The following is a 16,265-nucleotide window of genomic DNA, read 5'->3' as shown; positions in this document are numbered from 1 at the left end:
GATCTGATAGCGCGATCTCATGCCCGTTTCCGCCGCCGCCTCCGCCCGCGAGATCCTGACGCGGCTGCACGACGTGATGGCGTCGCGCGCGCCGGCGCAGGCCAAGCTCAACTCGGTCGTGAACATCATCGGCGAGGCGCTGAATAGCGAGGTCTGCTCGATCTACCTGCTGCGCGAGGGGGTGCTCGAGCTGTTCGCCACGCGCGGCCTCGCGCAGGAGGCGGTGCACGTCACCAAGCTCGCCCTGGGCGAGGGCCTGACCGGCACGATCGCGGCGAACGTCGAGACGTTGAACCTCGACGAGGCGGCAGCGCATCCCGACTTCGCCTATCGCCCCGAGACGGGCGAGGAGCGTTTCCACAGCTTCGCCGGCGTGCCGATCATCCGCAAGGAGCGCGCGGTCGGCGTGCTCGCGGTGCAGCATGCCGATCCCCGCAAATATGAAGAAGTCGAGATCGAGGCGCTGCAGACGGTCGCGATGGTGCTGTCCGAGCTGATCGCCAATGCCGACCTGATCGATCCGGCCGGCGGCGGCGGCGGGTCGACTCGCCCGCAATCGACCGCGACCGCGCGCGTCACCGGCTTCAAGCTGGTCGAGGGCATGGCGGCGGGCGCGGCGGTGTTCCACCAGCCGCGCATCACGATCGAGCACACCGTCGCCGAGGACATCGAGGCCGAGCGCCACCGCGTCTATGCCGCGTTCGACAAGATGCGCGAGCAGATCGACCGCATGACCAGCCAGGCCGAGTTCGGCGTCGGCGGCGAGCATGAGGAGGTCCTCGAGACCTACAAGATGTTCGCCTATGACGAGGGTTGGTCGCGCCGCATCAACGAAGCGATCGACTCCGGCCTCACCGCCGAGGCGGCGATCGAGCGCGTCCAGCAGCGCACGCGGATGCGCATGCGCCAGATCGACGACCCGCTGCTGCGCGACCGCATGCACGATCTGGAGGACCTGTCCAACCGGTTGCTGCGCATCGTCTCGGGCCAGCTCGGCACCGCCGCGCAGCTCGGCCTGCGGCAGGATTCGATCCTGATCGCGCGCAACCTCGGCCCCGCCGAGCTGCTCGAATATGACCGCCGCCGCCTCAAGGGTGTGGTGCTCGAGGAAGGCTCGCTGACCGCGCACGTCACGATCGTCGCGCGCGCGATGGGCGTGCCGGTGCTGGGCCGCGTCAAGGACATCCGCCGCCTGATCGCCGAGGGCGACCGGCTGCTGGTCGACGTGACCGAGGACACGCTGATCATCCGGCCCACGGCCGCGATGGAGGAAGCGTTCGACGCCAAGCTGCTGATCACGCAGAAACGCCGCGCCGCCTTTGCCGCGCTGAAGGGCGAGGCGCCGATCACCAAGGACGGGCACCGCGTCACGGTGATGGTCAATGCCGGCCTGCGCGACGACGTCGCGGCGCTCGACTTGACCGGCGCCGACGGCATCGGGCTGTTCCGCACCGAATTCCAGTTCCTCGTCTCCGCCACCCTGCCCCAGCGCGAGGGGCAGCGCCGCCTCTATCGCGACGTGCTCGACGCGGCGGGCGACCGGCCCGTGACCTTCCGCACGGTCGATATCGGCGGCGACAAGGCGCTGCCCTATCTCGACCATGACGAGAATGGCGAGGAGGAGAATCCGGCGATGGGCTGGCGCGCACTGCGCCTGGCGCTCGACCGCGAAGGCCTGATGAAGGTGCAGGCGCGCGCGCTGCTGGAAGCTGCCGCCGGGCGCACGCTCAACGTCATGTTCCCGATGGTCAGCGAGCCGTGGGAGTTCGACCAGGCGCGCAGCCTGTTCGAGAGCCAGCGGGCCTGGCTGGAGGCGCGCGGGCACAAGCTCCCGCTGCAGATCCGCTACGGCGCGATGCTCGAGGTGCCGGCGTTGGCCGAGGTGCTCGACCTGCTGCTGCCCAATATCGATTTCCTCTCCATCGGCACCAACGACCTGACGCAATTCCTGTTCGCCGCCGACCGCGCACATCCCAAGCTCGCGGTGCGCTACGACTGGCTTTCGCCATCGATCCTCCGTTTCCTGCGCCGCGTGACGCTGGAGGCCAATGCCGCGGGCGTGCCGCTGGCGGTGTGCGGCGAGATGGGCGGCCGACCGCTCGAGGCGATGGCGCTGATCGGCCTCGGCATCGAGCGCCTCTCGATCACCCCGGCGGCGGTCGGGCCGATCAAGGCGATGCTGCGCACGCTCGATCGCGGCGCGCTGATCGGGGCGATGGCGGGTTTCCTCGCGCTGCCGCCGCACGACACGCGCGCGGCGCTGGAGGACTGGGCGCGCGAGCAAGGGGTCGAGCTTGCCTGATTTGGCTTGGAGCCGGATTCGGCCTTGCTGAATCGCGGCACCGGCCCCCTCATCGCCTGGACAATGGCGCCTTCGGGATCGCCGGTGGGCAAGTCGAAGACCGCTATAGGGCGCGCAACGTTGTAGCCTCATTGCCGTCGCATATTCACCACGGTGGGGTCGATCATACCAGCGCTCGCCAGTTCGCGCTCTGCCTGGGTGAAGCCATAGCTCGGTGCGAGCTCGCCCTCCGGATCGCCAACTTTATCCCAGCGAGCGACCAATGCCGGGCCAACGTGGTCGCCCGCGCCCAAATACAAGCCTTGGCTCAAAGTGACACGCGATGCGGCAAAATGTCCGGCACCGGCGCAGAGGATAGTGCGGCTCGGCGCGTCGTCGCTGACCAGGGGGAGCAAGGCCGGGCTGACCAGCGACGGATCGAGCGCGGCGAGGCTCGCCTCGGACAGGACGCCATGAGTCATCTGCGTCGCGGCGGTCGGCGCGAGGCAGTTGACGCGGATGTCGTGCTTCTCGCCCTCGATCGCCAGCGTCTGCATGAGCCCAACCAGCGCCATCTTCGCGGCACCGTAATTGGCCTGCCCGAAATTGCCCCACAGACCCGAGGAGGAGGTGGTCATCACGATCCGGCCGAAGCGCTGCTCGCGCATGATCTCCCACACCGCCTTGCTGCAGATCGCGGCGCCGATCAGGTGCACGTCCACCACCGCGCGAAAATCGTCGATGCTCATCTTGGCGAAGCTCTTGTCGCGCAGGATGCCGGCGTTGTTGACCAGGATGTCGACGCGCCCCCAGGTCTCCTGGGCGGTGGCGGCCATATCGGCCATCGCACGCTCATCGCTCACCGAACCCGCGATCGCGATCGCATCGCCGCCGTGCGCACGGATCTCGCCGGCAACGCCCTCAGCGGATGCCAAGGCAAGATCGTTGACCACGACCTTAGCCCCCTGGCTCGCCAGATAAAGCGCATGCGCACGGCCCAGGCCGCCGCCGGCACCTGTCACGATCGCAATCCGGCCTTCGAGCAACATTAAGCTTCTCCCTTTAACTCTCTAGTGAGTGAATATCTTATTCGCACGTCTGCGAGCGCGGGCCTTCAACCCGACGTTCCGCAGATCTGATGAAACCCCGCCGCCATGAAAGAGGCCATGCGCGCCTTGACCGCGGCGAAGTCGTCGGACGCACACAGCCCTCCCGACAGCTTGTCGATCCGGCCAGTGCGCGCGAGCGTGACCATCAGGGCGCCCGTCACGAAGTGATAGCCCCAGAAGATGTCGGCCTCGGCACAGTGCGGCAGCGCCTTCTTGAGCAGCTCGATCAGCCGCAACACGACCGGATCGAAATGTTCGTCCATGAGCTCGGCGCCCCATTCGGGCGTGTTCGCGACGAGCGCGCCGAGCGCGCCATAGTTCTTCCAACCGTCGCCGCCTTCGATATACAGGTCGAGATCGGTGTCGAGGAACGCGTGAAGCGCCCCTTCCACCGTCGGCTTGCCGCCGGTCGCGGCGTCATAATCGTCGAGCGCGCGCATCCGCCGCTCGCTGGTGATGACCGCGCGGCGGGCGAACACGGCATCGAACAGGGCCTTCTTGTCCGCGAAATAATAGTTGAGGAGCGTGTGATGCACGCCGACGCGCTTCGCCACGTCCTTGAGCGTGACGCCGTGCAGCCCATGCTTGGAGAATTGCAGCTCGGCCTCGTCGAGAATCTGCTCCATCGTCTCGGCGCGCTGCTCCGCCTTGGTGGTGCGTCGCCGGGTAGCGGGTCGATCGGGCACTTGACGATATTCCTCTGCATTCTCCGGCGCCGTCCGGACGGACTGCGCCGAGCCGATCCGATGCTCAAGCGTTTCCATATTGTGCCCGCAAGCGAATCTTGTCGATCTTGCCCGTCGGGGCGAGCGGCATCGCGTCGAGCCGGATCACCGCATCGGGGATCCACCAGGGCGCGACCCGGCCGCGCAGCGGCTCGAGCAACTGATCGTCGCTGAACGCGTCGTCGCGCATCTCGACGAGGAGCAGCGGGCGTTCGCCCCATTTGGGATCGACGCGCCCGATCACCGCCGCCAGCGAGACTTCGGGCAACGAACCCACCACCGCCTCGATCTCGGCCGGATTGATCCATTCGCCGCCGGACTTGATGAGGTCCTTGGCGCGCCCGGTGATGATGAGGTTGCCGTCCTTGTCGATGCGCGCGAGATCGCCGGTAGTGAACCAGCCCTCGGCGTCGATGGCCGGCTCGCTCTGTCCGAAATAGCGGTCGATCACCGCGGCGCCGCGCACGCGCAAATGTCCCTCGGTCTCGCGTTGCTCGGGTAGCGCACGCCCCTCGGCATCGGTGATCAGCAAGTCGACGCCGATCGCCGGGCGCCCGGAGACGATCGCGCGCCGCGCTGGATCGTGCGGACGCGCGACCGTGCCCGACGGCGAGAGCTCGGTCATGCCCCAGCTCGTCTGGACGGCGACGCCCAGCCGCTCCTCGATTCGCGCCATCAGCGCCGGCGCGAGCGGCGAACCGCCGACGATGACGCGCTCGAGGCTCGGCAGCGTCTCGCCGCTCGCCTCGAGATGCTCAGCCACGCCGAGCCAGACGGTCGGCACGCCGACTCCCACCGTGACCCCTTCCGCCGCGATCAGCCGCGCGAGACTCGCGCCGTCCGTGTGCCGTCCGGGCAGGACGAGCTTGCCGCCCGCCGCGGGGACGGCGAAGGGCAGTCCCCAGGCATTGGCATGGAACATCGGCACCACGGTGAGCACGGCGTCCGCGGCCGAGATCGCCATCACGTCGGCCTGAAGGACGCGCAAGGTGTGGAGGAAGCTCGATCGATGGGTATAGGTGACGCCCTTGGGCTCGCCGGTCGTGCCCGAGGTGAAGCACAGGCCCGAGGGCGCGGTCTCGGGAAACTCGCCCCATGGCACCGCGCGCGAAGCGCCGGCGATCAGCGGCTCGAGCAGCGTCACGGGGGGCGTGCCGGCCGGAAGATCGCCCGTCAACCCGCCGTCGATCAGCAGGATCCGCGCGATCCCCCCTGCCCGTTCGGCGATCTGCAGCGCGAGCGCGAGCAGGTCCGCGCTCACCACCAGCAGCCGCGCTTCGGACTGCACCGTCATCGCCGCAAGCTGCGCGGCGGTGAGGCGCGGATTGAGCGTGTGGCACACCGCCCCCATGCCCATGATCGCATACCACGCCTCGACATGCGCCTGGCTGTTCCAGGCCAGCGTCGCCACGCGGTCGCCGGCCCGGACGCCGAGCCCGGCAAGAACGCCCGACACGCCGCGCGCGCGATCGGCGAGCTCGGCATAGCCGATCCGGTCCACCCTGCCCGCGTGCGCGGTGACGACCTGCGCGCGCGGATGCCATTTGGCGGCGTGAAGCAGAAACTTGTCGAGCGTGAGCGGATAGTCCTGCATGCTCCCGTCGATCATCGGCACCCCGCCGTCCTCGCAAGCACGGGCGAGATGATCCCGGTGTTCCAGTTCCACGGCTGGTCCGCGGCCCGCCTGCGGCACACCGCAGCCTCATGCAGGGCGAACATGCCGGGATAGAGTCGCGTGCCGGGCCGGGGTTCCTTTGCGAACGTCATATGGCTGGCGTCCCGCCCATAGGGCTTCCAGCTTGGCTGCCCCTCGGCGCTGGGCGTTCCGCTTCGCGCGAACGAAGTCCAATATTGCAGCATCGCCACCGACAGCCGGCGATCGTCGACGCCGTCCGGGATCCTTGGCCAATAGGGGGGCACATTGGCCGCCGTGCCGAAAACATAGGGAATCTCGGCGGCATGGAAGGCGTGCAGGCCATTCTCGTCCGCGGCGGGATAGCCATGGTCGAACAAATAGAGATAGCCCGGCTGGCCGATCGCCGTCTGCCCGATCGCGAGCCGCGTCGAGGTCCAGCCATAGAGCGCATCGCGCGTCGCCGCGAGCATCGACTCGCCGACGTCACGCGCCGGATAGAGCTGCAGGAATGCCGCCGCGAGATCGCCGTAGCGTGCGCGGATCAGCGTCTCATAGGCCTCGGCATTCGCCGGCGCGGGCGGAAGCAGAATGCGCAGCGAGCGGATCTCGCCTTGGTTGAAGCCGGCCAGTAGCGGCACCGGGGCTTGCTCGCCGCGGTCCCAGGTCTCGACCAGCTGGCGAGTCAGTAGCTTGCCGTCGACCGTGCCCCACGGGCCATAGCCCTTCGCCGCGGCATCGCGGGTGAGCTGCGCGGCGTCGGCCGCGCGCAACGCCGCGAGGTTCGTTGCGCCGAGTGCCGCCATCGCCTGCGCCCCCGCCGCTTCGGCCGAGGGAAGGCCGAAACGGCCCCGCTTCAGCTCCGGCGCGGTGATCATATAGGCGCTCTGCGCGATCGCCTTGTGGAACAGGCCGCGCGCCGCCGGCGAGGCCATCAGGTACATGACGCTGAGCGCGCCCGCCGACTCCCCGGCGATGGTGACATTGCCGGGATCGCCGCCGAACGCCGCGATGTTGCGCCTGACCCACTGCAACGCCGCGATCTGGTCGCGCAGCCCGTAATTGCCCGAGACGCCCTCGCCGGATTCCGCGCTGAGCTCGGGATGCGCGAGATAGCCGAGAATGCCGAGCCGGTAGTTGATCGAGACGACGATCACGCCGCCGCGCTGTGCCATGCGAACGCCGTCGTACATCGGCTCGTGGCTGTAGCCGTTGACCAGCGCGCCGCCGTGGATCCACACGATCACCGGCAGCCTGGCCGCCGTCTGCGGCGCCCAGATGTTGAGGGTCAGGCAATCCTCGCTCATTCGCTCGGGCGGGTTGGTGTAGATGCTGGTGCCGCCCGACCGCGGCTGGACACAGGACGGGCCGAATGCGGTAGCCTTGCGTACCCCCTGCCAGGCCGGCAGCGCCGCCGGCGGCTTCCATCGCATCGGCCCGACCGGCGGCTGCGCATAGGGAATCCCACGGAAGACACGGACGCCGTCCTGCAGCGCTCCCTCCATCGTACCGGCGGGCGCGGTCACGGTCGGCGACTGGGCGAGCGCCGGCGCGCCGGCGGCGAGCGCGGCGGCGAGCGCCGCGAAGCGAAGCTGTTTCATGCGGATCCCTGCAAGGTGACGGCGTCGCGGCGCAGCAGGCGCGCGAGCCAGAAGAAGAGCGCGATCGCGACCAGGTAGAAGGGCGTCAGCGTGTAGAGCGCGGACTGCAGGCTGTGGGTGTCGCCCTGGGCCCTGAACCAGTCGCTCGCGAAGCCGACCCAGGTCGGGCCGAGGCCGAGGCCGATGAAGTTCATGATGAGCAGCAGCAGCGCGCCGGACAGCACGCGCTGATTGGGCTTCACCTCCTCCTGCACCAGCGCGACCGACGCCGAGAGGTAGAAATAGTTGAACGCCATCACCACCGCGAGCAGCGCCAGCGACAACGCCCATCCCGGCGCCCACAGGAAGCCGAGATAGAAGGGCATGGCGATAGCAAGCGACAGCGCGGGCGCGACGGCATAGCCGGTGCGCGAACGCCGCGTCATGCGATCGATGACTCGCCCCGACAACACCATGCCGCCGCCCATGCCGAGCACCAGCACCAGCGCGTACCAGATCGCGACGTCACCCAGCGCCATGCCCTTCTCGCGCATCAGGAACAGCACCGCGAAATTGCCGAGGCCATAGGTCACGAACTGAGTCGCGCCGCTGCCCAGCGCCGCGAGCATCAGCACGGGATTGGACAGGAACATGCCCACCGTGGGCCAGAACGGAGCCTTGTCGGAGGCGCCGGGGGCGGGCGCACCGTCCATCGCGCCGCGCCGCGGCTCGCGGATCAGCAGCCAGACGAGCAGCGCGGTGACGACGCCGACAGCGCCGACGATGATGAACGGCATCCGCCACCCGAAACGCTCCGCCACTGCCGCCCCGAACGCAACGCCGATCGCCGCGCCGATCGCCGGGCCGAGATTGAAGATGCCGAGCGCCGCGGCGCGCTTGCCCGGCGGATAGCTGTCGGTGATGATCGCATAGGAGGGCGGCACGCCGCCCGCCTCGCCGAACCCGACCGCCATGCGCGCGACGACGAGTTGCGCGTAATTGGCCGCCATGCCGCACGCGACCGTCGCCCCACTCCAGATCGCGCAGGCCAGCGAAAGCACGCCGACGCGGCTCGTGCGATCCGCGAACCAGCCGACCGGGATCGCGATGAAGCAATAGAACATCGCGAAATAGAGACCCCCGATCAGCCCGAGCTGGCCGTCGGTGACGCCGAGCGAATCCTGGATCGGCTTGGCGAGGATCCCGATCAGCTGCCGGTCGAGGAAGTTGAGGACATAGACGAAGGTGAGCGCCGCCAGCACGAACCACGACCGGTTCGCCGCGGGCGGGCGGCCGGCGTCGCCGCCGACCGCCGCTGCGTCAGAGGCCGTAGCCAAGGCGGATGCCCACGGTGCGCGGACGCAACGTGCCGAAGCGGCTCACCAGGAACGCCTCGGGATGGATGTAGACCACCGAATGGTCGTCGAAGAGGTTCTCGGCATAGAATTGGGCGGACAGGCTGCGCCGCTTGATGCCGAGCGAGAGGTTGGTGTTCACATATTCGTCGGTCTCGCCAAAGGTGGACAAGCGCAGATTGGGGTTGCCCGGCGTGTTCGGGAAAGAGCTGTTGTAGGATCCGACATATTGGGCGTTCGCCGCCAGCGTCGCCTTGGCGTCGTCTCCCAGGTCGAAGCCATAGGACAGGTAGATCGCGCCCTGGAGCCGCGGCGCGGACAGACGGTGCCCCAGCACCGCACCGGAGATCGCGGCCTCCTCAGCCGTGAGCCTGGTGATCTTGGCGTCGTTGTACGCCGCGTTCAGCCCGATGAACACGTCCCTGGCGGGAATGACGCCGAGCTCGACCTCGACGCCCTTGCTTCGCGCGGCGCCGATATTGGTCGCGAACTGGACCGAGTCCGAGCGGCGGTTGGCTTGGGCCTGGATGTTGCTCCAGTCGATGAGATAGGCTGCGGCGTTGATCGTCACCAGGCCGTCGAGGAAGCGTGCCTTGGCCCCGATCTCATAGCTTTTGAGATCGTCGGACTCGGCCCCGTAGGGGATGATGATGTCATTGGGGTCGACAAGGCTCGGGGCGCCCGCCCGCGCGTTGACGATCGGGGCGCGGAAGCCGGTCGAGAAGGTGGCGTAGGTGGTCAGCGCCTCGCTCGGCTTGAACGTCGCGCTCGCCTTCCATGACGGCTTCGAACCCGACGCCTTGACGCCGGTCGCGGCCTGGTATGGGGTACGCGTGAAGGCGATGTTGCGCAGACCGAGCAACGCATAGTCGAAATAGTTGAAGCCCGCCGCAGTCGCGAGATAGCCCCCCGCCTCGGTGAAGCCCTGCGCCGAGATGCGGCCATAGCGCATGCCGCCGGTCAGCCAGAATTTGGGCGAGAAGCGATAGGTGATCTCGCCGAACCCGGCGAGCTCCTCGTTGACCTGGTGAGTCAGCAGCTTCTGGTAATATTGCCCCTCGAAGCCAGTATAGTTGCGCGCCTGGATGAACTCCGGCGACGAGCGGTAGAAATAGTCGACGTCGCGGCGGCGGTGGAGATAGAAGCCGCCGACCACGAACTGGAGCGGGCCGTCGAGCGACGAGGCGAGCCGGGTTTCCTGCACGAATACCTTGTCATAGGCGTCGGCGTCGAGCCCGAAGGCGATCGGCGCGCCGGGGAACGAGCCCGGCGGGAAGGTGCCGGCGAGATCGACATAGAAGCGCTGGTCGAAATCGGAATAGGTCGACGAGCTGGTCAGCTTGGCGAAGTCGAACTCATATTCGATCGTGCCGTTGATCACGGTCTGCTTGCCGGTGAAGCGGTCGGGCTGGTCGGAGATGCGCTTCTCACGGCCGAGCGACGGGCTGGTCAGCGAGCTGTCCTTGGGATCGCTGTCCTCGTACGAGCCCAGCAGCCGGATCGAGAGCCGGTCGGTCGGCTTCCACAAGGCAACCACGCGCCCGCCCCAGTCGACCAGCGTGTTCGAGTTGTGCACGCCGGTGCCGACATTGTCGAGATAACCTTCTTCGTTCCGGTAGAAGCCGACCGCGCGGACCGCGAGCTTGTCGGAGACGATCGGCAGGTTGATCATGAGATTGTAGCGTTGCCGGAAACTGTCCGAGCCGGTCAGGCCGAGATCGACCAGCGCCGACGTGTCGAAGCTGCCGAGGACGGGGCTCTTGGTGAGGATGCGCATCGCGCCCGACAGCGAGCCGGAGCCGAACAGCGTGCCCTGCGGCCCACGCAGGAACTCGACTCGCTCGACATCGAACAGGTTGGGATCGACGACGGTCGTATTGCCGATCGTCGAGACCGGCAGCTCGTCGATATAGACCGCGACCGAGCTTTGCAGATTGGCGTTGTAGCCATTGGTGGCGATGCCGCGCGCGGTGAAATTGTTGAAGTTCTGCGTGGGACGGTTGAGCACCACGCCGGGCGTTTCGCGGGCGATGCCCTCGAACCCGACGATGCCCTTCTCGGTCAGCTCTTCCTGCTGGAACGCCGAGATGCTGAGCGGCACGTCCTGGATGCGCTCGGCGCGGCGGGTCGCGGTGACGATGACCTCGTCCGCCGCCTCGCGCGACTGGGCTTCGCCATCGGCCGCATCCTGCGCTTGCGCGACAGCAGGGCTGGTAAAAAGCGCGACCGCGCAAGCGGACGCGAGCAGCATTCCCCTCATTTGCCTCTCCTCGATGCCGTCGATCGTGCGTCGACCTGGCATTGGTGTCGCCGATCGCATCAATCATGTCAACATTCACTCTCTTGAGTGTGAATTACATTGCCATATCGATGCGTAGGCAGCGAATAAGACAGGTGGATCGATGCCGTTCGGGCCGGATAATCGGCGGCGGTCCGTTGACAGCGGCCTCGACTAGTCTGCGGCCGACCGCCCGTTCGGCTCAACGGTTGTCATTCCCCATTTCCCTGCACGGACCTCGTTGATCGTCCTGCCGGTCCACCGTCTGATCGCCCGGCGCAGATTCGCGCTGTCGCTGAAGCCCACCTTCCAGGCCACGTCGTCCACGCTCATCCGGGTGGTTTGCAGATACTCGATGGCCAGCTTTCGTCGCACGTCATCGGCAATCGCGCCGTAGCTCGAGTCTTCGGCGGCGAGGCGGCGTCGAAGCGTTCGTTCCTGCAAGCCGAGCTGTGCGGCAACCGCCGTCATCGACGGGAACTCGCTGGGTGCATTCAGCAGCAATTGATAGACTTCGCCCGACAGGCCTGATGAAAGTCGCGACTGTCCGATCAATCGCTCGCACGTCTCCTCCAGCATCGTCCTGGTCAGCCGGTTGCCCAGTTCCGGTGTCTGCTCGAGGATACCGACCGGATAATGGAGCTCGTTCGCCGACTGCTCGTAGCGGCAGGGGCACGACAGCGCGAGCGCGTCACCGGCCGCGTGCGCGTCCTTCGGAAGGGCGAACAGGGCGCACACCGGCAAATTGTCGGCGCCGGCGGTGTCGCGAATATGCGTGAAGGTCATCTTCATCTGCTGCCGCATCAGGAAGGTGCGCACGTCGCTGCTCATCACGTCGCGGTAGATTTCGCGGAACTGCCAGATCGCAACGTCGCCCTCGGTACGCCATTCCAGGCGCACGGTCGGTGTGGCGAGGGGCTGATACCGCACGGCGAAGTCGAAGAAGTCGCGCATCGTCGGCGAGCACATCAGCGCATAGCCGTACATGCCATAGGCGGAGAGGTGCAGGCGCGAGCCGATCGCGAAGGCATCAGCGAACTGCGCGCCGGCCGCGACGATATTCTCGCACGCGATCAGATACTGCCCGATCGAAGTCAGCGTATGCGGATCGCGCACCTCCGCCGGGGTCAGCCCGGTCCGCTCCAGCACCGTCTCCGGCGCGATGCCGCGGCTCGCGACCGTGTCGATCACGGTGGCGATCTTGAACGGCGCGAAACTGCGCTGGTTGAGCGAGGGGAAACCGGCGCGGGCACTGCGGCTGGTTGGTCCGCTCTCGTCTTTCATCCCCATGGTCATGGCTGCCACCCTCCCCCTACGTGTCCGCTAAAGACACAGCGATGTCCGCAAATGCGCTTACGAGAGGATGTGTCAGACCATAAGCATGGCATCAAGCCGACAAAGTGCGGCAGCGGCCATGTCCGCGACCAAGACACATCCAGGAGGGGAGAACGTCATGTCGATCCGAGCCATTCGCATGGGACATCGTGCGCGGCTGCTGTGCCGTACCGCGCTCGCGCTGGCGGCGCTGGGCCTGCCGATCGCGGCTCAGGCCCAGAGCGCCGAGGCGAGCGATCGCGCCGAGCAGGACGCTGCGGAGGCCGAGGCGGAGGCCGACATCGTCATCACCGGCACCAGCATCCGCGGCATCCCGCCGACCGGATCCGGGCTGATCAGCGTGTCGCGGGAGGACGCCAAGCTGATCGGCGCCGCGAGCACCCCCGAACTGCTGGCCACGGTGCCCCAGCTCAACAGCTTCAACACCGCCCCGCGCACGAGCAATGCCGGTCTCGGCTCCTTCGCGCCGGGCCTGCGCGGACTGCCGACCGCCGCCACCCTGCCGCTGATGAACGGGCATCGCCTGATCTCCGGCAGCACCCAGCAGACCAATCCCGACTTTCCGTTCATCCCGGAACTGGCGATCGAACGCGTCGAGATCGTCGCCGACGGCGCGTCGGCGATCTACGGGTCGGATGCGGTCGCCGGCGTCGTCAACTTCATCACCCGCAAGCGCGTCTCCGGCCTCGAGGCCATCGTCCGGTACGGCATGGCGGACGACTATCACGCCTTCAACGCCGGCGGCATCTTCGGCCAGGACTGGGCCGGCGGCTCGCTCATCGTCGCCTATCAGTACCAGGAAAACAGCAACATCACCGGCGCCGACCGCCGCTACCGCACGCTCGACTTCCGGGCGGCCGGCGGCATCGACACCCGCTCCGCCGTCTGCCCCGATGCGAACGTCAACCTGTTCGCCGGGACGATCTACGCTGCGCCGGACCTCGCGCCGGGCCTGAACACCTGCGATCCGCGCGGCCCGGTCGACCTTATGCCGCAGAACCGCACGCACAGCGCGCTGGTGTCGGCTCGCCAGCAACTGTCGAGCAACGTGACCTTGTGGGCCGATCTCCTCTATTCGGACCGGGAGGATATCGTGCAGGCCGCCTTGCCGGGGCAGACGTTCGTCCTGATCACCGCCGCCAACCCCTTTTTCCGGGCGCCGCCGGGGACGGGGTCGCTGTTCGGCTATTTCGACTTCCGGCCCGACCGGCTGGTCGGCGCCGATCATTTCGACCAGAGCTTCCGGGTACGCACCGGCAATGCGACGGCGGGGATCGACATCGACCTGCCCGGCGACTTCAAGGCAAGCGTCTACGGCAGCTACAACTGGTCGCGCAACGACACCTTCCAGCCCGGCATCAACACCACCGCCCTGACCGCCGCCGCGGCCGGAACCACGGCGGCGACCGCGCTCGACCCCTTCGGTACGCGGACCAACCCGGCGGTGGTCGCCGCCATCCTCGACAATCCCACCGACTTCACCAATCGCCAGCGCACACGGATCGGTGCGATCAAGATCGACGGCCCGCTGGCCCGGCTCCCGGGCGGCGAGGTGAAGATCGCGCTCGGCGCCGAATATCGCCGCGAGACCTACATGCAGCGCGGCTCGAGCGGAGGGGTCGGATTTCCCGAGGACCTCGAGCGCAATGTCCGCTCGCTCTACGGCGAACTGTTCGTGCCGCTCTTCGGCGAAGGCAATGCCGGGCCGCTGGCCCGCAGCCTGACCCTGTCGCTGTCGGGGCGCTACGATCACTATAGCGATTTCGGCTCGACCACGAATCCCAAGGTCGGCCTGACCTGGGAGCCCGTCGACGGCGTGAACCTGCGCGGCAGCTTCGGCCGCTCGTTCCGCGCCCCGGGCCTCCGCGACCTCGGCTCGACCGTCGGCTCCTATTATTCCGCCGCCGCGCTCGTCGACGCCTTCGGTGCCCGCGACCCGTCGCGCGGCGCGGCGCAGGTCAACACGATCCTGCTGTTCGGCGGCAACGCGGCGCTGACGCCGGAAACCGCGCGCACCTATTCGTTCGGCATCGACCTCCGGCCCAAATTCGCGCCCAACCTCACCGCGAGCGCGACCTTCTACGACATCAAATATGACGATGTGATCGGCACGCCGTCGGGCCTTGGCGCGCTGCTGTTCAGCGACCCGACCTTCGCGTCACGAGTCATTCGCGATCCGACCGCAGCGCAGCTGAGCGCGGCGATCACGGACACCGTGCCGTTCTTCTACACCTTCTCGGCCATCCCGGCGATCGGCAACATCCTGGATCTGCGTCAGGGCAATTTCGGCGTTCGCAAGACCAGCGGAATCGACTTCGACGTTCGCTACCGGCAGTCCGCGGCCTTCGGCACGATCTTTGGGGGGGTCGCCGGTAACTACATCCTGAACTACCGCAACCAGCTGTCGCCGACCTCGGTCGAGAGCAATTCGCTCGACGCCGGCATTCCCCGCGCCACGCTGCGCACGACGCTGGGCGTCACGGCGGGTCCGGTTACCTTCGTCAATTTCGTCAACCATCGCACCGGCGTCACCGCATCCTATGCGACGCCGACCGGCTCGAGCCTCTACCAATCGGAAGGCTACACCACGGTCGATCTTCGACTGTCGGTGCGGCTGCCCGATCTCGCCTTCGCCAAGGGCCTGGAGCTCGGCTTGCAGGTGAACGACCTGTTCGACGCGACTCCGCCCTTCTTCCCGGGCACCGACGGCATCGGCGGCGCCTATAACCCGATCGGCCGCTATGCGGCGATGAGCCTGCGGAGCTCATTCTGAACGATGGCTGCGGCGCTCCTCCAACGGGAGCGCCGCCCGCCCATCCCGGCATGCACAACCAACTGAAAATCAGCCAAGGTTCGCCATTCAATGACCCGTGCCAGTAACAGCCCGGACTTCTCGACCCCCATTCCGCAGATCCGCCTCTATCGCGACTGGCTGAGCGCCACGCATCGGAATGAATTCTCGACCTATGAGGCGCTGCGCCGCTGGTCGGTGGAGGATCTCAACGGCTTCTGGCGCAGCATATGGGACTTTGACGGGATCGTCTCCCCGACGCCCTTCGCCGCCGTCCTGAACGAAGATCGGATGCCCGGCGCGCGCTGGTTCGACGGGGCCCAGGTCAATTATGCGCGGCAGGTGTTCCGGCACGTCACGGCGGCCGACCAAGCGGGTCAGCCTGCGATCGTCGCCATGGATGAGCGCGGGGGCAGGCTGACGCTCGGCTGGGCGGAGTTGCAGCGCCAGGCGGCGTCGCTCGCGCTCGAGCTCCGCGCGCGCGGGATCGCGCCGGGGGATCGCGTTGCCGCCTATCTCCCGAATGTCCCGGCGGCGGTGGTCGGGCTGCTCGCTTGCGCCAGCCTCGGCGCGGTCTGGACGCTCTGCTCGCCCGACATGGGCACCAATGCTGTGCTGGACCGGTGGCGGCAGACCGCGCCCAAGGCGCTGATCGCGGTCGACGGCATCTCCTATGCGGGCAAGGCCCTGGACCGGAGTGCCGCGGTGGCCGAAATCCGCGAGCAACTGCCCTGCATCGAAACGCTCTTCCTCGTCGCCAGCGGCTGCAGCGACGCCGAGGTGCCCGATGCCGTCGACTTCGCGACTGCAATCGCACGCGATGACGGCGCGGTCGCGGCGTTCGAGCCGGAATGGCTGCCCTTCGATCACCCGCTCTGGATCCTCTACTCCAGCGGCACCACCGGTCTGCCCAAGGCAATCGTGCATGGTCATGGCGGCATCGTCCTCGCCACCGCCGCTGGCCGGCTGCATTTCGACCTCGGCCCCAGCTACTGCGCCAACAATCTCGGCGACCGCTTCCATTGGTATAGCGCCAGCGGCTGGGTGATGTGGAACATCCAGGTCGGCGGGCTGCTCAGCGGCACGACCATCTGCCTGTTCGACGGCTCGCCGAGCGGCACCAAGGCCGATCCCGACTGGACGCGGCTATGGGATTTCGCGGCCCGCAGGTGCGCCGG

The 16,265-nt window shown here is 67.5% G+C and carries 10 protein-coding genes; 3 read left to right on the top strand and 7 right to left on the bottom strand.

Annotation, left to right across the window (positions count from 1 at the left end):
* Nucleotides 1–19 precede the first annotated feature (19 nt).
* Nucleotides 20–2,302 (top strand): phosphoenolpyruvate--protein phosphotransferase, encoded by a 2,283-nt coding sequence (gene ptsP, locus ABDV68_RS01815; protein ID WP_343517937.1) that lies wholly within the window; start codon nucleotides 20–22, stop codon nucleotides 2,300–2,302.
* Nucleotides 2,303–2,430: 128 nt separating this feature from the next.
* On the opposite strand, the gene ABDV68_RS01810 is transcribed toward ptsP, so the two are convergent.
* The 7 genes from ABDV68_RS01810 to ABDV68_RS01780 form a co-directional block, all read right to left on the bottom strand.
* Nucleotides 2,431–3,330, bottom strand: coding sequence for an SDR family NAD(P)-dependent oxidoreductase (locus ABDV68_RS01810; RefSeq protein ID WP_343517936.1), 900 nt, complete (start codon nucleotides 3,328–3,330; stop codon nucleotides 2,431–2,433).
* A 65-nt stretch (nucleotides 3,331–3,395) separates the two neighbouring features.
* Complete coding sequence (locus ABDV68_RS01805; RefSeq protein WP_343517935.1) at nucleotides 3,396–4,076, bottom strand: TetR/AcrR family transcriptional regulator; 681 nt, start codon at nucleotides 4,074–4,076, stop codon at nucleotides 3,396–3,398.
* 64 nt (nucleotides 4,077–4,140) lie between these two features.
* On the bottom strand, nucleotides 4,141–5,781 hold the full coding sequence (locus ABDV68_RS01800; protein ID WP_343517934.1) for an AMP-binding protein: 1,641 nt from the start codon (nucleotides 5,779–5,781) through the stop codon (nucleotides 4,141–4,143).
* Nucleotides 5,721–7,349, bottom strand: a complete 1,629-nt coding sequence (locus tag ABDV68_RS01795) for a carboxylesterase family protein (RefSeq protein ID WP_343517933.1) — start codon at nucleotides 7,347–7,349, stop codon at nucleotides 5,721–5,723. Before ABDV68_RS01795 ends, ABDV68_RS01800 begins: the two co-directional genes overlap by 61 nt.
* Entirely contained in the window at nucleotides 7,346–8,665 is a 1,320-nt protein-coding gene (locus tag ABDV68_RS01790; RefSeq protein WP_343517932.1) for an MFS transporter, read from the bottom strand. The genes ABDV68_RS01795 and ABDV68_RS01790 overlap by 4 nt, the downstream gene beginning before the upstream one ends.
* Complete coding sequence (locus ABDV68_RS01785; RefSeq protein WP_343517931.1) at nucleotides 8,649–10,943, bottom strand: TonB-dependent receptor; 2,295 nt, start codon at nucleotides 10,941–10,943, stop codon at nucleotides 8,649–8,651. Before ABDV68_RS01785 ends, ABDV68_RS01790 begins: the two co-directional genes overlap by 17 nt.
* 192 nt (nucleotides 10,944–11,135) lie before the next feature.
* On the bottom strand, nucleotides 11,136–12,257 hold the full coding sequence (locus tag ABDV68_RS01780; RefSeq protein ID WP_343517930.1) for an AraC family transcriptional regulator ligand-binding domain-containing protein: 1,122 nt from the start codon (nucleotides 12,255–12,257) through the stop codon (nucleotides 11,136–11,138).
* A 157-nt stretch (nucleotides 12,258–12,414) separates the two neighbouring features.
* On the opposite strand from ABDV68_RS01780, the gene ABDV68_RS01775 reads away from it, so the two are divergent.
* Nucleotides 12,415–15,069, top strand: a complete 2,655-nt coding sequence (locus tag ABDV68_RS01775) for a TonB-dependent receptor (RefSeq protein ID WP_343517929.1) — start codon at nucleotides 12,415–12,417, stop codon at nucleotides 15,067–15,069.
* 90 nt (nucleotides 15,070–15,159) lie between these two features.
* Nucleotides 15,160–16,265 (top strand): AMP-binding protein (locus ABDV68_RS01770; protein WP_343517928.1); only part of this gene is annotated, 1,106 nt, incomplete at its 3' end.

Origin of the sequence: Sphingomonas sp. (genome assembly GCF_039595165.1) — a bacterium.
In the GTDB taxonomy this organism is placed as follows: Bacteria; Pseudomonadota; Alphaproteobacteria; order Sphingomonadales; family Sphingomonadaceae; genus Sphingomonas.
The sequence above is the reverse complement of the archived record's forward strand: the minus strand, read 5'-3'. Positions and strand labels throughout refer to the sequence as shown.